Raw genomic sequence first — 17,952 nt, forward strand, 5'->3', positions numbered from 1 at the left:
GCAATATCCGCCCGACCGGGCCAAAGCACGCCCTCGCCGCCGGGCCTGCGGGCACATGCGATGGCTTGCCGGGGTTTGCTGATTTGCTGATTTGCGGCCGCGCGCTGCATTGACTTTGCAAATTTGCCACAATTGCCTTGGGGCACAGGGTGGCGCAGGCTAGGGTCAGCCGCAACATCGGGACCGGTTCTCCGGCGACCCGGACCATTGGGGCCCAAACTGATCAGGGGGCATTTGCCATGAAGGACATCCTTGCCGAACTCGAGGGCCGTCGCGAAACCGCGCGGCTCGGCGGCGGACAGAAACGCATCGATGCGCAGCATGCCCGCGGCAAGCTGACCGCCCGCGAACGGGTGGAGCTGCTGCTCGACGAAGACAGCTTCGAAGAATTCGACATGTTCATCAGCCACCGCTGTACCGATTTCGGGATGGAGAACAACAAACCTGCGGGTGACGGCGTCATCACCGGCTGGGGCACCATCAATGGCCGTCAGGTCTATCTGTTCAGCCAGGACTTCACCGTGCTGGGGGGCTCGGTTTCGGCGACCCACGCGATGAAGATCTGCAAGATCATGGATATGGCGATGCAGAACGGCGCGCCGGTGATCGGGCTCAACGATTCCGGCGGTGCCCGTATTCAGGAAGGCGTTGATGCGCTGGCAGGCTATGCCGAGATCTTTCAACGCAACGTGCTGGCCTCAGGGGTGATCCCGCAGATTTCCGTGATCATGGGACCCTGCGCCGGGGGGGCCGTCTACAGCCCGGCGATGACCGATTTCATCTTCATGGTCAAAGACAGCTCCTATATGTTTGTCACCGGTCCCGACGTGGTGAAAACCGTGACCAACGAGCAGGTCACCGCAGAGGAGCTGGGCGGGGCCTCCACCCATACGCGGAAATCCTCTGTCGCCGATGGGGCGTTTGAAAACGACGTGGAGGCCCTCGCCGAGGTGCGCCGCCTGGTCGATTTCCTGCCGCTCAACAACCGCGAAAAACCGCCGGTGCGCCCGTTCTTTGACGACCCCGCCCGGATCGAGAACAGCCTCGACACGCTGGTGCCGGAAAACGCCAATACGCCCTATGATATGAAAGAGCTGATCACCAAAACCGCGGATGAGGGCGACTTCTACGAAATTCAGGAAGAGTTCGCCAAGAATATCATCACCGGCTTCATCCGCCTCGAGGGGCAGACGGTGGGCGTGGTCGCCAACCAGCCGATGGTGCTGGCGGGCTGTCTCGATATCGACTCGAGCCGCAAGGCCGCGCGCTTCGTGCGGTTCTGCGATGCCTTCGAGATCCCGATTCTCACCTTCGTGGATGTGCCGGGCTTCTTGCCGGGCACGGCGCAGGAATATGGCGGCGTCATCAAACACGGGGCCAAACTGCTGTTCGCCTATGGCGAGGCGACAGTGCCCAAGGTCACCGTGATCACCCGCAAGGCCTATGGCGGCGCCTATGACGTGATGGCCTCCAAACACCTGCGCGGCGATTTCAACTATGCCTGGCCCACCGCAGAAATCGCGGTCATGGGCGCCAAGGGCGCGACCGAGATCATCCACCGCGCCGACCTCCATGATCCGGAAAAGATCGCCGCCCACGCCAAGGACTATGAGGACCGCTTTGCCAATCCCTTCGTGGCGGCCGAGCGCGGTTTTATCGATGAGGTGATCCAGCCGCATTCGACCCGCCGCCGGGTGGCCCGGGCCTTTGCCTCTCTGCGCAACAAGAAGCTGCAGAATCCGTGGAAAAAACACGACAACATCCCGTTGTGACCGATGGCGTCCCGTTGGCATATCACCCGCACTGAGGGAGAGCTGGTGCTCTGTCGCCAGCGTCCTGCCCGGTTTGATGTCGTGGCGGTCACCACTCTCCCTATGGGCGATCCGGTGCGGCTGGCGCATCAGATCCGGCAGGACCTGTGGCGGGCCTTGCAACGGGTGCGGGGCTTCTCTCCGGTGGTGCGTCTGACCCGCGACGGAGAGGCGATTCGCGTTGAGGCCGGCGGGCGGGTGGCGAGCCCTGTTTCCCCCAGACTCGCGGCCCGGATTTCCGAGGTTCTGGAGCATCCGGACAAGCGGCGGCGCTGGATCACTCAGGCGCAGCGCAAGGCAAAAGGTTTCTGAATGACCCGAGGTCAATCGAAACCCAGCGCAAATTTGTTGCAGGACTTGCGCCGAAATGACGGGCGGGCCCGGCGTTTTTGTGGCGGGTTCGCAAAATGCCTGACTGCTGTGCGGCATGCAGTATTTTTGCACAAATTTGTAACAGGGTTTGACACAGAGGCCGAATCGGTTGCATGCTCTGTTTCAGCCGAAGCGAGTTCAGCGCGCGCCCTTGGCGCAGCGCCCGCAGCCCCGGCAGGAGGAGCTCGATTATATCGAGGTCGGGGCTGCGGTTCTTTGGTTTCTTGGCCGAGGCCATTCCCAACACGCCCGCCATTCCCATTACATCCAATGATTGAATTCCGCATCTCGGATCCGATGTCAGCGGCCATCTCGGCGCCCAGCTCAGCTCGGATGTCAACCACGTCAAGGCCATGCTCCCGCAGCAGCGGCCTGCGGCCTGATCACACCGGGCTGGCGCTGCTGATGCTCTGTGCAGTCTGGCTCCTGTTGGGCACGCTCCCCGTCTCTGCGGCCTCGGGTCAGCAGGGCTCGGGACAGCAGGCCAGTAATCAGCAAACGAGTGATCAGCAAACGAATGATCAGCAGGGCAGTGATCCGCAGACCAGTGATCCGCAGGCCAGCCGGCCGCAAGCCAATGGTCTGGCGGTCCCCTCCGGGCAGCCGGTGACCCTCGCCGAGGTTCTTCTGGACGACACCCCCGGTGCGCTCTGGGCGCGGTTCCGTTTTGTCGCGCCGCAGATTGCGGGCGCGGCCGACCCCGGCCGAAGTGCCGCCGATATTGACCATCTCTGCGCGGCCGTGGCGCTGCCCTATCTGGCCCATCACAGGGTCACGCCGGAGCGGGTGGTGATCTCACTCTCGGACCGGCTCCTGCCCTTCGGCAGCAGCGTGCCGGAGGCCACGCAGTTCTTCGAAACCTACCGGCTGGAGGCCGGAACCTGCATCTGGGAGGGGTACTGATGCGGCGGTCTGCGCTCTGTCGGCATGTTTCTGCGGTTTTCGCGTCACAAGCGCGCCCTGCGGAGGAATTGTCATATGTTCCTGAAACCAATGCCGCTATACTGCGCGCGGGACGCAAATATGCGCCTCAACTCAGTGGGGATTTTCCCGTTGGGTTGCCAGAGGCGCGGGTTTCGGCCCGTGCAGGTTTCATCAATGATCTTAGGAGACTGACATGTCCAAGAGCATCAAGCTTCTCACTCTCGCAGGCCTCGTGGCGGCCGTTTCCGCATGCGCGGGCCCGCGCGAAGAAGAATTCGTCGTGGTCGAGCCAGAGCCGATCTCGCAGGAACCGGTCTACACCGGCAAATACAAGTAATCACTTCAGGGGTCCGGCCCTGTGGCCGGCCCCGTCCGACCTGCGGGGTGCCGGACCGGAGGCCCCCCCATGTTGAAACACCGCGGCTTTCCCGGCCGTCTTCCGGGTACAGATTTTCAGTTCATCATCCGTCGCGCCAGCACCAAGGGCATCACGCCTTTGATTGCACGCGAACGCTTTCGCGACCGCAGACCCCCGGATCGCCGGGCCGATGCCGGCTTCATGAAGGCCCTGTGGGACCATTTCGGCGACCAGCCCTTCGAGCGGGGCAACCTCGACGCGGGGCGGCTCAGCTGGCTGTTCGGGCGCGAGGTCGTGGCGGTGGATGACCCCTTCGATCCGGAAAGCTACGAGTCGCTTCTGGTGATCGATGTCGATGTCGCCCGCCGGTCCTTCCCCGAGGCCTTTGAGGGCTGAGCGCATGCGGGCAGGGGATCATATCCGCCAATCGGGCACAGCAGGGCGGCGGGAAATTGCCGCTGCAAGGACCTGTATGGCGTGTATCGGCATTTTCCTGCCTGAAGGGGGGCGATTTGCGCGGCCTGCCGCCCGAACCCAAATGCGGGCGACACATCCGTTTGCAGGTCGCTGTGGCCGTGGCAGGGTGAGCAGGCCGACACAGCCTTTTCGTCCCTTCCGGCTGTTGTTCCGGCCCCAAAACCCCACTGGGCAGATGTGCATACCCCTGTGCCATCTGCCCGCTTTTGGTGCCGCAACCGACGGCGCCCGCGGGGTCACATCCACCGCAGCCCGCCACCTGTTGCCGCCCTGTTTGAACCTGTGGGCGAAACCCCGCCCGACAGGGGCCGCCACCGCGCGATCCTCCGCCCATTTCACGCCCCCCGAAGGAACATCTCTGGACGCCCGACGTTATCAGATCAAAGTGACGGTCAAACCGGCCGTCAATCAGACTGATCGATCAAAAGGAGCCTCCCGATGCGAAAATCCATTCTTGCAGCCCTGCTGTGCGGCACTGCCGCTCTCGCGGCCTGTGGCGATACCACCGGCGAGCAGGCGCTCTACGGGGCAGGGGCCGGTGCGGCCGGCGCGGCCCTGCTCAAGGGCAATCTGGTCACCGGCGCCGCCGTCGGCGCGGCCGGCAACCTCATCTACTGCCAGGAACATCCGAACCGCTGCTGACCAGGGGCACGGCCAGGGCACCCACTCCGCTCCGGCCCTCACAGACAGACCAGCCGCCGCCACGGGATCATCCCCCGTGTGCGGCGGTTTTTGGTTTGCGGCTCTGACCTGGCAAGGCAGACCACATCACCGATCACATTCTCGACCACAAGGGACAGCACATGTTTGACAAGATCCTGATCGCCAACCGCGGGGAAATCGCCTGTCGCGTCATCAAGACCGCGCGCAAGATGGGGATCAAGACGGTGGCGATCTATTCCGACGCCGACCGGCAGGCCCTGCATGTGCAGATGGCGGATGAAGCCGTCCACGTCGGCCCGCCCCCGGCCAACCAATCCTATATCGTGATTGACAATGTGATGGCCGCCATCCGCGAAAGTGGCGCGCAGGCGGTGCATCCGGGCTATGGGTTCCTGTCGGAGAATTCCAAATTCGCCGAGGCGCTCGCCGCCGAGGGGGTCGCCTTTGTCGGCCCGCCCGTCGGCGCCATCGAGAAGATGGGCGACAAGATCACCTCCAAGAAGATCGCCCAGGAGGCAGGCGTGTCGACGGTGCCCGGCTATATGGGGCTGATTGCCGATGCCGACGAGGCGGTGAAAATCTCGGGCGAGGTCGGCTATCCGGTGATGATCAAGGCCTCGGCCGGGGGCGGCGGCAAGGGCATGCGCATCGCCTGGAGTGACGAGGAAGCCCGCGAAGGGTTCCAGTCCTCCAAGAACGAAGCCGCCAGCTCTTTTGGCGACGACCGGATCTTCATCGAGAAATTCGTCACCCAGCCGCGCCACATTGAAATTCAGGTGCTCTGCGACGCCCATGGCAACGGGATCTACCTGGGCGAGCGGGAATGCTCCATCCAGCGCCGCAACCAGAAGGTGGTGGAGGAAGCGCCCAGCCCCTTCCTGGACGAGGCGACCCGCAAGGCGATGGGCGAACAGGCCGTGGCTCTGGCGAAGGCCGTGGGCTATGCCTCTGCGGGCACGGTGGAATTCATCGTCGACGGCGACAAGAATTTCTACTTTCTCGAGATGAACACCCGTCTGCAGGTGGAACATCCCGTGACCGAGCTGATCACCGGCGTCGATCTGGTGGAACAGATGATCCGCGTCGCCGCCGGCCAGCCGCTGACCATCACCCAGGATGACGTCAAACTGACCGGCTGGGCGATCGAGAACCGCCTCTATGCTGAAGATCCCTACCGCAACTTCCTGCCCTCCATCGGCCGTCTGACCCGCTATCGCCCGCCTGCGGAAACCGCCGCCTACAGCCCCGGTGTCGCGCCGGGCGCGGCCGGACCTGTGGTCGTGCGCAATGACACGGGCGTCTACGAAGGTGGCGAGATTTCAATGTATTACGACCCGATGATCGCCAAGCTCTGCACCTGGGCCCCGACCCGGGACGCCGCGATCGAGGCGATGCGGGTGGCGCTCGACAGCTTTGAGGTCGAGGGCATCGGTCATAACCTGCCGTTCCTGTCGGCGGTGATGGATCATCCGAAATTCATCTCGGGCGATATCACCACCGCCTTTATTGCCGAGGAATATCCCGACGGCTTTGACGGCGCCACGCTGCCGGTGTCGGAATTGCGCCGCATCGCCGCCGCCTGTGCTGCGATGCACCGGATTGCCGAAATCCGCCGCACGCAGGTGTCGGGACGGATGGACAATCACGAGCGCCGGGTCGGCAATCACTGGGTCGTCAGCCTCGGCGGCCAGAGCTTCCGCACCGAGGTCGCCGCCGACCCCGAGGGGGCCACCGTCACCTTTACCGACGATGGCGCCGCGATGCGCGTCAGCTCCGACTGGACGCCGGGCGACATGATTGCCCGGATCGAGACCGATGGCGCGCCCTTGGTGCTGAAGACCGACAAGATCACCCAGGGGTTTCGCATCCGCAGCCGGGGTGCGGATCTGAAGGTGCATGTGCGCCGCCCGCGTCAGGCGGAACTGGCCGCCCTGATGCCGGAGAAACTGCCGCCGGATACTTCGAAGATGCTGCTCTGTCCGATGCCCGGCCTGGTGGTGAAGGTCGATGTGGCCGTGGGCGATGAGGTCCACGAAGGTCAGGCGCTCTGCACGATCGAGGCGATGAAGATGGAAAACATCCTGCGCGCCGAGAAAAAAGCGGTGGTCAGCAAGGTCAATGCCGGCGCGGGCGACAGTCTCGCGGTGGATGATGTGATCATGGAATTCGAATGATCCGATGATCCGCGCAGCCGCCATATCGCCGCAGATGGGCCCGTTCAGCCCGCACTGCCTGCGCCGCCTGCCGCCATCCGGCGCGCGGGCAGCTCGGTCCCGCGATGGCCTGCGCCCGGACTATGGTCGCAGGAGCAGGATATCAGCGCAAAAACCGGGATCCAGACCGGAGGTGTTAAGCCTTTCTGAAGCCTCCGCCAGTAGCTTGGCCGGGCGTGCCGTGTCGCCCCGGTCTCCGGGGGGGCGTGTCAGGCGCGTGCCTGTGTTTCTGAAGGATCATCCCTTGCCCCATACCCGCTCTCGCCGCCGCCTGCGTACCACTGTTCTGGGTCTGGCCACGGCGGCCGGGGTTCTGCTCTCTGCCTGCAGTCTCGACCAGGAGGAGGAAGTGCGCTCCAACGTGCAGAGCTGGGTCAAGCTGGGCGAGACATTCTATTTCTTTTCCCGCGTCAACTGCACCGCGGCGCTGTTTGATGTCAAAGCCAACCGGATCAGTTCGTTGATCCGGAAGGCCGGCTCGATCGAGGCCGGGATGCGCGCCATCGTCGAGGGAGAGACCGTCGCGTTTCAGATCGACGCCCTGTCGCCGACGCAGGTGACCGAACAGATCATGACCCTTGATCTGCCGCTGGGGCTCGGCGTGTTGTCCTCCGGCACCGGCGGCAAGGACTGCATGGCTGAAGAGATGGAAGTGGCCTATTTCAACGCGCTGCTGGACCCGACCTCGGTGCTGATCTACGCGCCGCAGGACAGATCCATGGCCGTCTTTGACCGGCGCAACCGGCGGCTGTTCTTTTCACGCGGCCGACCCTCATGACTCAGCCGCCCCGCCGATCCTCGACTTCGCGCAGTCGCATTGGCATCTTGTCGATGGTCCGCGACAGTTCCCGGACACTCCACGGCAGGGGCTTTCTCAGTTTCACCCCACCATCCTTGCCGAGCAGCACCAGCATAAACCCGCGCGGCCGCAATTTGGTGCGCAGGGCGGATTTCCGCTCCGGGTCCGTGTCGACAAAGACGATCACATCGCGCGTCATCAGGGCCGGCACATCCTTCAGCAATTCGTCGACCTGCTCCCGGAACCTCGGGTCCGCCGGGCTGTCGGCGAAGACCACCACCGGGCGATGGGTCCAGCGATACTCCGCAATGTCCACGTCATATCCGTCGTGGATGGCAAAGACCGGCGGGACGGCTGCATCCGTCTCTGTCACCGCCTCGGTGTCGCCAGCCTCTGTATCCGGCAACTGCTCCGCCACCGGGACAAGGTCAGCGGCAGGGTCAGGGGCGTCAGTCACGATCTCAACCTCCTGCGCCCATGCGGCGGCTGTAGGGCTCAGGGGCAGGGCGGCCATCAGGGCCGCAATCGGGGCCAGCCTAGCGAGGTCGGACAGATTGGCCAGATTGGCCAGCGTAGCCAGATTGGCCAGATTGGACAGGGTCGGGCGGATCAGGTTTTTCATAAATACTCCTCTGTGCGGAAATATATGCACCGCAACCGTAAAAGCGATGGGCGAAACCGCTGATTGTACAAAAAAAACACCTTTGGTTAAGCTTGATGGAACTCCAGGCGTCGCATGGTTTCCCCGTTCGCCCGCTCCCGCGCCGGGCCCCCTGCACGAGGAAACCCTGCCATGAAAGTGATCCTGCACATTGGTGCTCACCGCTGCGCAACCCGCAGTTTCCAGAACTACATGACCCGCAAACAGGACCATCTGGCGCAGTATGGTCTGACCGTCATGGGGCCGGAGCGCACCCGCAAGGGGCTGCTGCACGGGGTGCAGCCGGGGGTGTCCCTCGGCAACGGGCGCGATCCGGTGCAACGGGCCCGCGGGCGGATCGCGTTGCAGCTCACCACCCTGCGCGAGGCGGGGACGGCGGCTTTGGTGATCAGCGACGCAAACCTCCTCGGCGCCCTCGATCAAAGCCTGTCGCTGGGGCAGCTCTATCCCGGCGCGGGCGAGTATCTGGCGCGGCTCGATCATGCTTTTTCCGGCGCTGTGACGGATGTGATGCTCAATATTCGCAGCCCCGAGGTGTTCTGGGCCTCGGCTCTGTCGATGCGGCTGGAACAGTCGCTGCGGATGCCCAATGGCCGGGTTCTGTCGCGCATTGCAACCAGCCCCCGCAGCTGGCGCGACGTGATCCAGGACATCTATTGCGCCTTGCCGGGGGCGCGCATCCGGGTCTTTGCGCATGAGGTGTTTGCCGCCCGTCCCGAGGCGCAGCTCTCGGTGATGACCGGGGTGGATTGCCCGCCGGTTCGCGGCAGTTTCCGCCTCAACGCCTGTTCCAGATTGCCTGCGCTGCGGGCGGATCTGCCGGACCGGCTGGCGGCGCTTTTGCCCGAGGGGGACGGCCGCTGGATGCCCTTCTCCGAGGCGGAGGCCGCGCAGCTGCGCGAGCGCTATTATGACGACATGATGTGGCTGGTGGGCGGGGCCGACGGCCTGGCCGAACTGGTTGAAGATCCGAACAAATCGGACGCACGCGACGACCGCAATAAAAACGCGGCAGCAGAACGCATGCCGCAGGACGACCTGACAAGAGGACCAATCCATGACCCAGACACCGGAGACGCAGACACCGGACGATTGGCGGGCGCTGGCTGAGAAAGAGCTGCGCGGACGCAAGCTGGACGATCTCAACTGGCAGACCCTCGAGGGCATCGAGGTCAAGCCGCTCTATACCGCCGAGGACACCGCCGGGCTGGCGCATATGCAGGGGATGCCAGGCTTTGGCCCCTTCACCCGCGGCGTCAAGGCGACCATGTACGCAGGCCGCCCCTGGACCATCCGCCAATACGCGGGTTTCTCTACCGCCGAGGAATCCAACGCTTTTTATCGCCGCAACCTCGCGGCCGGCCAGCAGGGGGTCTCGGTCGCCTTCGATCTGGCCACCCACCGCGGCTATGACAGCGACCATCCCCGCGTGGTCGGGGACGTGGGCAAGGCCGGTGTGGCCATTGATTCGGTCGAGGACATGAAGATCCTGTTCGACGGCATTCCGCTGGATCAGGTCTCGGTATCGATGACCATGAACGGCGCGGTGATCCCTATTCTGGCCAGTTTCATCGTCGCGGGCGAAGAGCAGGGCCATGACAAATCGGTCCTGTCGGGCACCATTCAGAACGACATCCTGAAGGAATTCATGGTCCGCAACACCTATATCTATCCGCCCGAACCCTCGATGCGGATCATCTCTGACATCATCGAATATACCTCGGCCGAGATGCCGAAATTCAACTCGATCTCGATCTCCGGCTACCACATGCAGGAGGCCGGCGCGAACCTGGTGCAGGAACTCGCCTATACGCTGGCCGACGGGCGCGAATATGTGAAGGCGGCGATGGCGGCCGGCATGGATGTGGATAAATTCGCGGGCCGGCTGTCGTTCTTCTTTGCCATCGGTATGAATTTCTTCATGGAGGCTGCGAAACTGCGCGCCGCCCGCACCCTGTGGCACCGGGTGATGACAGAGGTCGGCGCCCAGAACGAGCGCTCCAAGATGCTGCGCACCCATTGCCAGACCTCGGGCGTGTCGCTGCAGGAACAGGATCCCTACAACAACGTGGTGCGCACCGCCTATGAGGCGATGTCGGCCGTGCTCGGCGGCACCCAGTCGCTGCATACCAATGCGCTGGATGAGGCCATCGCCCTGCCCACCGATTTCTCTGCCCGCATCGCCCGCAATACCCAGCTGATCCTGCAGGAGGAGACCGGCGTCACCAATGTGGTGGACCCGCTTGCGGGCAGCTACTACGTCGAGAGCCTGACGGCGGAACTGATCGACAAGGCCTGGGCTCTGATGCAGGAGGTCGAGGAGATGGGCGGCATGACCAAAGCGGTGGCCTCCGGCATGCCGAAGCTGCGCATTGAGGAGACGGCAGCGCGGCGGCAGGCGATGATCGATCGCGGCGAGGAGGTGATCGTCGGCGTCAACAAATACCGCAAGGAGAAGGAAGACCCGATCGACATTCTCGACGTGGACAATGTCAAAGTGCGCGACAGCCAGATTGCCCGGCTCGACCGGATCCGCAAGGACCGCAACCCGGAAGCCTGCGCGTCGGCTCTGGCGGAACTGACCCGCTGCGCCCGCGAGGGCGGCAATCTGCTCGGGGCGGCTGTGGATGCGGCCCGTGCTCGGGCCACTGTGGGGGAAATCAGCATGGCTATGGAAGAGGAATTCGGCCGCCACCGCGCCGAGGTCAAGACGCTCGCAGGGGTCTATGGGGCCGCCTACGAGGGCGACGAGGGCTTTGCCGCGATCCAGAAAAGCATTGCGGAGTTCGCCGAAGAAGAGGGCCGCCGCCCGCGTTTGCTGGTGGTCAAGATGGGACAGGACGGTCACGACCGGGGCGCCAAGGTCATCGCCACCGCCTTTGCCGACATCGGCTTTGACGTGGATGTGGGGCCTCTGTTCCAGACCCCGGACGAGGCTGCGCAGGATGCGATCGACAACGATGTGCATGTGGTCGGGATCTCGTCCCAGGCGGCGGGCCACAAGACCCTGGCACCGCAGCTGGTCAACGAGCTGAAGGCGCAGGGGGCGGAGGATATAATCGTGATCTGCGGCGGGGTGATACCGCAGCAGGACTACCAGTTCCTCTACGATCATGGGGTGAAGGCGATCTTTGGCCCCGGAACCAATATCCCCGAGGCAGCGCAGGATATCCTGCGGCTGATCCGGACCGCGCGCCAGGGCTGAGAGAGGCGGTCCGGTGGCGCGATGTGGCGCGACGTTTGGGGGGAAAGCGCTCCCGCGCCGCCGCGTGGCCTGACTGTGTCAGACCCCTTTGGCGGCTTGGGCATGGCAGTCGGCCCCAAAGGGGCCGACTGCGCGCCGCGCGCGCCCCATCCGGGGCGCGCGCGGCGCCACCCCCAACCGGTTCGGTTGCGCCAGGGGCGCAGCCAGAGACGGGCGGGAGCACGCCGGGAATGGCCCGAACCACAACCGGGCGTGGGGCAAGGCAAGGATTTGCCGTTGCCTCTGCCACCTGGCTGGGTAAACCTGACCGGATCAGACTCCGGGAGAGACCACAATGATCGCACTCGACCATTTTGCCGTGGCAGCTGCCTCGCTTGATGAGGCCTGCGCCCATGTCGAAGCGGCGCTCGGCGTGGCCCTGCAGCCGGGGGGGCGTCATCAGGTCTTTGGCACCCACAATTGCCTCCTCGGCCTGGCAGAGGGGCTCTATCTGGAAGCCATCGCCATCGACCCGGCTGCACCGCCCGAGCGCAGTCCCCGTTGGTTCGACCTCGACCGGTTCACCGGCGCGCCCCGCATCAGCAACTGGATCTGCCGCAGTGAAAACCTTGCCGCGACCTTGGCGGGGATCGACCTTGACGCGGGGGAGCCGGTTGCGCTGACCCGCGGGGATCTGCGCTGGCAGATGGCGGTGCCGAGCAGCGGGGCCCTGCCGTTTGACAACTGTTTTCCCGCCCTGATGCAATGGCAGGGACCCCATCCGGCTCCGCGCTTGCAGCAGCAGGGATGCGCGTTGCGACGGCTGGTGATCACCCACCCCGAGGCGCAGGCGCTGCGGGACGTGCTCAACCTCGACGAGGCCCGCGTGGTGTTTGAACCCGGCCCCGTCGGGCTGCTGGCCGAGATCGACACGCCGCACGGGCTGCGCCGCCTCACATGACAGACGCCCCGCGCATTCGTCCGGCCCACTCGGGCGATGCCGAGGCTGTCGCGGCGCTCCATGCCCATGGAGTGCAGCATAGCCTCGCCACCTTCACCACTGTGGTGCGCGGGGTCAGCGACTGGGCGGAGGACATCCTGTCGGGCCAACCGATGCTGATTGCCGAGGACAGGTCATCCGGCAGGTTTCTCGGCTTTGCCACCTTCGGTCCGTTTCGTGGCGGGCCGGGCTATGCGCATACGGCCGAGCACTCGATCTATCTGACCGAGGCGGCCCGGGGAAGGGGCGTGGGGCGCGCCCTGCTGCGCGACCTGGAAAACCTGGCCCGAGTGCGCGGCCTGCATGTGCTTGTGGCCGCCATCAGCGGCGCCAACCCCTCGGCGCAGGCCTTTCATGCCGCCTGTGGCTATCGCGAGGTCGCACGGCTGGCGGAGGTCGGCTGCAAATGGGGGCAGTGGCTGGATCTTGTGCTGATGCAGAAAATTCTCCGTGAGGACGAACCGGCACGACCTGACAGCCAGGGCGATCCCGGCTAAGCTCCCCCCATGTCACTCTGGTCCCGCATCACCGAGGCGCTGTCGGCGCTGGCCACCGGCGAAAGCCTTGCAACGGTTTTCGACCGTCTGCGCACGCCGCCTGAACGGTCCGTGGCCTTCACCATCGCGGTGATCGCGCTGGGGGCAAAGATGGCCAAGGCCGACGGGCAGGTGACCCGGGACGAGGTGGCCGCCTTTCGCGAGGTGTTCCAGATCGCCGCCGAGGACGAACAGCAGGCCGCCCGCGTGTTCAATCTCGCCCGTCAGGACATCGCAGGCTACGGCGAATACGCCCGCCGCATCAGCACCATGTTTCAGGATGATCCGGGCACGCTGTGCGACCTGATGGAGGGGCTGTTCCATATTGCTCTGGCAGACGGATTCTATCACCCGAACGAAAACGCCTTTCTCGCGGATGTCAGCCGCATGTTCGGTCAGTCCGAAGCGCAGTTCCGGTCTCTGCGCGCCCGCTTTGTCGAGGGCGCCCCGCGGGATCCGCATGATGTGCTGGGGGTCGCGCCGGGCACCCCGCTGGAAGAGGTCCGCCAGATCTGGCGAAAGCTGGTGCGCGACAACCACCCTGATGCGATGATCGCGCGGGGGGTGCCGACCGAGGCGATCCGTCTGGCCGAAAAGCGCCTGGCGGATATCAACCGGGCCTGGGACGACATCCGCGGCGCGGCGCAGGCCCGAGACCATGCGCCTCAGCACGTATAATATCGAATGGTTCGCCAATCTCTTTGACGCCAGGGACCGGCTGTTTCTGGACGGAAGACGGTCGGGCCGCCACGGGGTCAGCTGTGCGGCCCAGACCGAGGCCATCGCTACCGTGCTGCGGCGGGTGGATGCGGATGCGATCGTTGTGATCGAGGCGCCGAACACCGGCCGCCGCCAGAGCACCCTGCGCGCGCTGGCGGAATTCGCCGATTGGGCCGGGCTGCGCACCCGCGCGGCCGTGATGGGGTTTTCCAACGAAACCCAGCAGGAAATCGCCTTTCTCTTCGACCCCGATGTGCTCAGCGCCACCCATGCGCCGGTGTCTTCGCCCGGCGTGCCTGCCTTTGACGGCTGCTTTTCGATTGATCTCGACGTGGACGCAGAGGCCGACAGCGTCCGGTTCTCCAAACCACCAATGGAGATCCAGGTCACCCCGCACAGCGGCCCTCCCTTTCGTCTGATTGGCGCCCATCTGAAATCCAAGGCCCCCCACGGCGCGCGCTCACCGGAAGAGGCGCGGGCGCTGTCCATCTCCAACCGGCGCAAGCAATTGGCGCAGGCGATCTGGCTGCGGGCCCGGATGACGGAACATCTGAACGCCGCAGATCCGCTGGTGGTGATGGGGGATCTGAACGACGGTCCCGGGCTCGACGAATACGAGGCCCTGTTTGGTCGCTCCTCCGTCGAGATCATTCTCGGCGCCGAGATGGCCGATCCCCATGCGCGCTGCCTGCTGCGGCCGAACCGGCAGGGGCTGCCGACCTCGGCCCGATTTTATAATCAGATCGAGAAGCGCTATTTTCAGGCGCTTCTGGACTATGCGATGATTTCGCCGGATCTTGCCCGCTGCAACCCACGCTGGCGCATCTGGCATCCTTTCGAGGACGCGGAATGCTACGGCGACGCGGAGTTGCGCCGCGCGCTTCTGGAGGCTTCGGACCATTTCCCGGTGAGCCTCGATCTGGATCTGGAGCTTCTGCGGAAGCCGGAGGTGGCCTCCTTTGGGCCGCAAACCGATGGCGATCCGCTGTGAGCCTGCCGCCACCGCCAGGCGGCATCGCCGGCATCATTCGGGCAGGAGATTGCCCATCCGGGAGCGGGCGCGGTCTTCTGTTCCGGATGCGATACAACTGAGGGAGAGTCCGGTCATGATACAGAGTGTTCGCCATCCTTTTCGCCCGGCCAAAACGGCGCCGCTCATCGCGGTTGTCGGTGTTGTGGCGGTCTCTGCGCTGATGACGTTCGGCACTGTCGACGCTGTTCTGGCCCAGACGACGCAGGGCGATAGCGAGGTGCCACAGGCGGAGGGTGACGGCAAGAGCCTGATGGAGCGCGGGGCGGATCTCTTTCTCAGGGGGCTGCGCCGGGAAATGGAGCCGGCGCTGGAGGACGCGGCGCGGCTGTTCGCGGAGATCGGCCCCGCCCTGCGCGAGTTTCTGGCCGAGATGGGGCCTGCGTTGGCGGCTATTGCGGAGCAGGTCGAGGACTGGAGCCTCTATGAGCGGCCCGAGATCCTTGAGAACGGAGATATCATCATGCGCCGCAAGCGCCCGCTCCCGGACGCGCATCCACCTGCAGAAACGCCGCCCGGCGATCGGGGCGATCCGGGGGAGGGCAGCATCGAACTCTGACCAGCGGGCGCACGAGGGTGCACTGGATCGCACTGGCCGCATCGGGGGAAGCAGGTGGTGCTCTGCGTCAGCAGAGGGCAGCCGCGCGGGGGGGGAGGGGCGGCTCAGCCCTCGGCCATCAGATCGCCGCGTTTGCCGTCGACCGTGACCCGAACGTCGGCATCCAGCGCGTTGACAAGCGACATCAGCCGGGCACGCGCAACCTCGCCAAACAGCGCCGTGCCGGATGCGGGCAGTTCCACATGCAGCAAGCGTTTGCGCGGCTGCCAGCGCAATGTCCCGATGTCGCGGTCCTCGCCGACCATCAGCATCGCACCAAAACGCATGGCCTTGCCGAGGATTTCGGCTTCCTTTTGCTGCTCTGGCGCCAGCAGATCGTAGAGATGCTCGAAATGGGTGCCCTGGCGTTTGTTGCGGTAGCGATGCAGCAGCGCCAGACCGAGGAAAATACGCTCCGAATGTTTCAGCCCGCCCAGATTGGCGCGGGTGGCATTGTCGAAACAGACCTCGGCGCGGTAGTCGGGATGGGCCCGCCAGCTGACATCATGCAGAAGGCTCGCGGCCTTCACCAGCCGCATCTTGGCGTAGGGGCTGCCGGAAAACAGAGGTTTGACAAAGCCATAGAGCGTTTTGCCAAAGCCCGGCACCCGCGCGTCCTTGGCTTCGGCAAAGCGCGCCGCCTCAATCAGCGGATCCCGTTCGCGCAGCCGGTCCGGCATCTGTTCATACAGAAGCCCCTCGCGCAGACCATAGCTGGAGACGGCAATATCCTTGGGGCGGAACGTCTTGACCAGCCGCGACAGCACGTCGATGGCATAGGGCACCAGCGCCATCCGGGTGGAGGAAATCCCGCAATCGCTGCGCAGCTTGTCGAGATCGTTCTTCTCGATGAATTTCGCGGTCTCGCGCACGTCCTTTGCCGTCATGCGGTATTCGTGCTGCACCGTCAGCGGGTAGCTGCGCCGCAGCATGTCAAGGCGCGCAATGGCCCGCCAGCTGCCACCGACCAGAAACAGCCGGTCGCGCTGATCGCCCATCTGGTCGCGCAGGGACAGCATGACCTCATCGATGTGCTTCTTGCGGCCCTGACGTCCGCCCTCGATTTCCTTGAGCTTGAGCGGCCCGAGGTTCGAGGTGACGCATTTGCCGACGATACCGCCCTGGATCTCTGCCAGCTCCATGGAGGAGCCGCCGATGTCACAGATCAGCCCGTAGGCACCGGGCCAGCCCAGCAACACCCCCTGCGCCGACAGGCGGGCCTCTTCCTCGCCGGTGATGACCCGGATGCGCAGCCCGGTGGCGGCTTCGACCTCGGTGCAGAACTCCGGCCCGTCGTTGGCATCGCGCACCGCAGCGGTGGCCACCACATGCAGCTTGTCCGGCAAAAGACCATCCGCGAGGGCCTGAAACCGCTGCAGCGCGGCCAGGGCGCGGGCCCGCCCCTTGGGATTGAGCTTGCCGGTTTCCGACAGGCCGGCCCCAAGGGCGCACATGATTTTCTCGTTGTAGAAATAGGCAGGGCTGCGCGCCGCGCCGTCAAAGATCACCAGCCGCACCGAGTTCGAACCCACATCCACCACCCCGATCCGCTCCAGCGCGCGGGCGTCGGGATCGTTGAAGAGCGGATGCCCGAAGGGACCCCAATCCTCTGCTGTGGCCGCGGGCTCTGCCGTCGGGGGAGGCAGGTCGGCGGCGCGTCCGTCCGCGGAATCGCTGCCTGAATTCGGGCTGCCCGCTGCGGGCTCGGTCGGGGCTTCTGGCAGGATCGTCATACGGGCTCCGGACGTTTTGACTTTGGAAAGAATGGTCTATTGGATCGGTCAGGTCAATTCAGCAGAGGTGACCCAGGGAGAAATGCGTACCGCAAGGAGGGCAGGGGATGCGGGCCGCAAGGTGACTTGCAAGATGGGCAGGGGATGCGATCGCCGGGGCTCAGCCCTCCCGGCGGTCGGGTTTGCGGTCTTCGGTCTTGCGATCTGCGGCCATCATCTGGATCGCCAGCGCCCGCGACAGGGTGCGGTGTTCGGCCAGCGCCAACCGGTCCAGCCGGTCCACCACCGCCTGTGCGGCGGCAAAGGATCTGTCCATCCGCCCAACCAGATAGGGGATCACATCGGGTTTCGGCGTGATCTGACGGTCGTTGAACAGTTTTGCCAACACCACCGCCAGCAGCGCATCATCGGGGGGATCGAGGGCGGCGTGGGTGGCGGCCTGCACCCGGCTTTGCAGATCCGCAAGCCCGAGCCCCCAGAGATTCGGCGCAGGCCGGCCGGTCATCATCAGCCGGTGGCCATGGGTCAGAACCATATTGTGGAGGTGAAACAGCGCCTTCTGCGCCGGGCCGTCTTCCGCGATCTCGGGCACGTCCTCGACCACCACCGGCCCTTTGGCGAGGCCGGGCACCGCCGCCTCGGTGAGGGTCTGCGCCGGGATCACCCGGGCGCCGCTGTCGCGGGCCCAGACATGGGCGAGGTGGGTCTTGCCCGAGCCCTTGGGGCCGGTCAGCACCAGCTTGCCCGAGGGCCAGGCGAAATTCATGTCAATCAGCGCCACCGCCATCGCGTTCGAGGGGGCCACAAAAAAGTCATCCCGCCCCAGCGCAGGTTTCGCCGGGAGATCAAAGCTCAGCTGTTCGGACATTGTCG

At 64.9% G+C, this 17,952-nt stretch carries 18 protein-coding genes; 15 read left to right on the forward strand and 3 right to left on the reverse strand.

Annotated features, from left to right (window positions below; genetic code table 11):
- The first annotated feature begins 239 nt into the window (after nt 1–239).
- From FGE21_RS01540 to FGE21_RS01570, 8 genes are all read left to right on the forward strand, one after another.
- On the forward strand, nt 240–1,772 hold the full coding sequence (locus tag FGE21_RS01540; RefSeq protein WP_139661088.1) for an acyl-CoA carboxylase subunit beta: 1,533 nt from the start codon (nt 240–242) through the stop codon (nt 1,770–1,772).
- Between the two features lie 3 nt (nt 1,773–1,775).
- Nucleotides 1,776–2,123 carry a hypothetical protein gene (locus tag FGE21_RS01545; RefSeq protein ID WP_139661089.1) on the forward strand — a complete coding sequence of 116 codons (348 nt, stop codon included), beginning with the start codon at nt 1,776–1,778 and terminating at the stop codon, nt 2,121–2,123.
- A 393-nt stretch (nt 2,124–2,516) separates the two neighbouring features.
- Entirely contained in the window at nt 2,517–3,086 is a 570-nt protein-coding gene (locus FGE21_RS20270) for a DUF6497 family protein (RefSeq protein WP_255731223.1), read from the forward strand.
- 214 nt (nt 3,087–3,300) lie between these two features.
- Entirely contained in the window at nt 3,301–3,444 is a 144-nt protein-coding gene (locus FGE21_RS19995; protein ID WP_176695342.1) for a hypothetical protein, read from the forward strand.
- 69 nt (nt 3,445–3,513) lie between these two features.
- Nucleotides 3,514–3,861 (forward strand): hypothetical protein, encoded by a 348-nt coding sequence (locus tag FGE21_RS01555; protein ID WP_139661091.1) that lies wholly within the window; start codon nt 3,514–3,516, stop codon nt 3,859–3,861.
- A 519-nt stretch (nt 3,862–4,380) separates the two neighbouring features.
- The gene (locus FGE21_RS01560; protein ID WP_139661093.1) at nt 4,381–4,584 is read left to right on the forward strand and encodes a hypothetical protein; all 204 of its coding nucleotides are present in this window, start codon (nt 4,381–4,383) and stop codon (nt 4,582–4,584) included.
- Nucleotides 4,585–4,745: 161 nt separating this feature from the next.
- On the forward strand, nt 4,746–6,779 hold the full coding sequence (locus FGE21_RS01565; RefSeq protein ID WP_139661094.1) for an acetyl/propionyl/methylcrotonyl-CoA carboxylase subunit alpha: 2,034 nt from the start codon (nt 4,746–4,748) through the stop codon (nt 6,777–6,779).
- A 283-nt stretch (nt 6,780–7,062) separates the two neighbouring features.
- A complete protein-coding gene (locus FGE21_RS01570; protein WP_255731224.1) occupies nt 7,063–7,596 on the forward strand; it encodes a hypothetical protein in 534 nt (177 codons plus the stop codon).
- Between the two features lies 1 nt (nt 7,597).
- Here FGE21_RS01570 and FGE21_RS20575 read toward each other — a convergent pair whose 3' ends face one another.
- The gene (locus FGE21_RS20575) at nt 7,598–8,239 is read right to left on the reverse strand and encodes a DUF4174 domain-containing protein (protein WP_370285356.1); all 642 of its coding nucleotides are present in this window, start codon (nt 8,237–8,239) and stop codon (nt 7,598–7,600) included.
- Nucleotides 8,240–8,410: 171 nt separating this feature from the next.
- Between FGE21_RS20575 and FGE21_RS01580 the strand changes: the two genes are divergently transcribed.
- From FGE21_RS01580 to FGE21_RS01610, 7 genes are all read left to right on the forward strand, one after another.
- Complete coding sequence (locus FGE21_RS01580) at nt 8,411–9,388, forward strand: hypothetical protein (protein WP_139661098.1); 978 nt, start codon at nt 8,411–8,413, stop codon at nt 9,386–9,388.
- Nucleotides 9,336–11,483 (forward strand): methylmalonyl-CoA mutase, encoded by a 2,148-nt coding sequence (scpA, locus tag FGE21_RS01585; RefSeq protein ID WP_139661099.1) that lies wholly within the window; start codon nt 9,336–9,338, stop codon nt 11,481–11,483. Before FGE21_RS01580 ends, scpA begins: the two co-directional genes overlap by 53 nt.
- 337 nt (nt 11,484–11,820) lie before the next feature.
- Nucleotides 11,821–12,423: a VOC family protein gene (locus FGE21_RS01590; RefSeq protein ID WP_139661172.1), complete on the forward strand. Its 603-nt coding sequence runs from the start codon at nt 11,821–11,823 to the stop codon at nt 12,421–12,423.
- On the forward strand, nt 12,420–12,959 hold the full coding sequence (locus tag FGE21_RS01595) for a GNAT family N-acetyltransferase (RefSeq protein WP_139661101.1): 540 nt from the start codon (nt 12,420–12,422) through the stop codon (nt 12,957–12,959). The genes FGE21_RS01590 and FGE21_RS01595 overlap by 4 nt, the downstream gene beginning before the upstream one ends.
- A gap of 9 nt (nt 12,960–12,968) precedes the next feature.
- Nucleotides 12,969–13,676, forward strand: coding sequence for a DnaJ family molecular chaperone (locus tag FGE21_RS01600; protein ID WP_139661102.1), 708 nt, complete (start codon nt 12,969–12,971; stop codon nt 13,674–13,676).
- Nucleotides 13,657–14,709, forward strand: a complete 1,053-nt coding sequence (locus FGE21_RS01605; RefSeq protein ID WP_139661104.1) for an endonuclease/exonuclease/phosphatase family protein — start codon at nt 13,657–13,659, stop codon at nt 14,707–14,709. The genes FGE21_RS01600 and FGE21_RS01605 overlap by 20 nt, the downstream gene beginning before the upstream one ends.
- A 115-nt stretch (nt 14,710–14,824) precedes the next feature.
- On the forward strand, nt 14,825–15,307 hold the full coding sequence (locus tag FGE21_RS01610) for a hypothetical protein (protein ID WP_255731225.1): 483 nt from the start codon (nt 14,825–14,827) through the stop codon (nt 15,305–15,307).
- A gap of 104 nt (nt 15,308–15,411) precedes the next feature.
- On the opposite strand, the gene FGE21_RS01615 is transcribed toward FGE21_RS01610, so the two are convergent.
- Together FGE21_RS01615 and FGE21_RS01620 are read right to left on the reverse strand one after the other, a co-directional pair.
- Nucleotides 15,412–17,079, reverse strand: coding sequence for a Ppx/GppA family phosphatase (locus FGE21_RS01615; RefSeq protein ID WP_139661105.1), 1,668 nt, complete (start codon nt 17,077–17,079; stop codon nt 15,412–15,414).
- 160 nt (nt 17,080–17,239) lie between these two features.
- Nucleotides 17,240–17,947: a DnaA ATPase domain-containing protein gene (locus tag FGE21_RS01620; RefSeq protein WP_139661107.1), complete on the reverse strand. Its 708-nt coding sequence runs from the start codon at nt 17,945–17,947 to the stop codon at nt 17,240–17,242.
- Nucleotides 17,948–17,952 lie beyond the last annotated feature (5 nt).

The organism is Phaeobacter sp. B1627 (genome assembly GCF_006265095.1).
Taxonomy (GTDB): Bacteria; Pseudomonadota; Alphaproteobacteria; order Rhodobacterales; family Rhodobacteraceae; genus Epibacterium.

Coding starts and splice junctions, on each gene's coding strand:
- FGE21_RS01565 (WP_139661094.1), top strand. CDS start 4,746: ATGTTTGACAAGATCCTGATCGCCAACCGCGGGGAAATCGCCTGTCGC.
- FGE21_RS01560 (WP_139661093.1), top strand. CDS start 4,381: ATGCGAAAATCCATTCTTGCAGCCCTGCTGTGCGGCACTGCCGCTCTC.
- FGE21_RS20270 (WP_255731223.1), top strand. CDS start 2,517: ATGTCAACCACGTCAAGGCCATGCTCCCGCAGCAGCGGCCTGCGGCCT.
- FGE21_RS20575 (WP_370285356.1), bottom strand. CDS start 8,239: ATGAAAAACCTGATCCGCCCGACCCTGTCCAATCTGGCCAATCTGGCT.
- FGE21_RS01545 (WP_139661089.1), top strand. CDS start 1,776: ATGGCGTCCCGTTGGCATATCACCCGCACTGAGGGAGAGCTGGTGCTC.
- FGE21_RS01600 (WP_139661102.1), top strand. CDS start 12,969: ATGTCACTCTGGTCCCGCATCACCGAGGCGCTGTCGGCGCTGGCCACC.
- FGE21_RS01620 (WP_139661107.1), bottom strand. CDS start 17,947: ATGTCCGAACAGCTGAGCTTTGATCTCCCGGCGAAACCTGCGCTGGGG.
- FGE21_RS01555 (WP_139661091.1), top strand. CDS start 3,514: ATGTTGAAACACCGCGGCTTTCCCGGCCGTCTTCCGGGTACAGATTTT.
- FGE21_RS01580 (WP_139661098.1), top strand. CDS start 8,411: ATGAAAGTGATCCTGCACATTGGTGCTCACCGCTGCGCAACCCGCAGT.
- FGE21_RS01615 (WP_139661105.1), bottom strand. CDS start 17,079: ATGACGATCCTGCCAGAAGCCCCGACCGAGCCCGCAGCGGGCAGCCCG.
- FGE21_RS01540 (WP_139661088.1), top strand. CDS start 240: ATGAAGGACATCCTTGCCGAACTCGAGGGCCGTCGCGAAACCGCGCGG.
- FGE21_RS01610 (WP_255731225.1), top strand. CDS start 14,825: ATGATACAGAGTGTTCGCCATCCTTTTCGCCCGGCCAAAACGGCGCCG.
- scpA (WP_139661099.1), top strand. CDS start 9,336: ATGACCCAGACACCGGAGACGCAGACACCGGACGATTGGCGGGCGCTG.
- FGE21_RS01595 (WP_139661101.1), top strand. CDS start 12,420: ATGACAGACGCCCCGCGCATTCGTCCGGCCCACTCGGGCGATGCCGAG.
- FGE21_RS19995 (WP_176695342.1), top strand. CDS start 3,301: ATGTCCAAGAGCATCAAGCTTCTCACTCTCGCAGGCCTCGTGGCGGCC.
- FGE21_RS01605 (WP_139661104.1), top strand. CDS start 13,657: ATGCGCCTCAGCACGTATAATATCGAATGGTTCGCCAATCTCTTTGAC.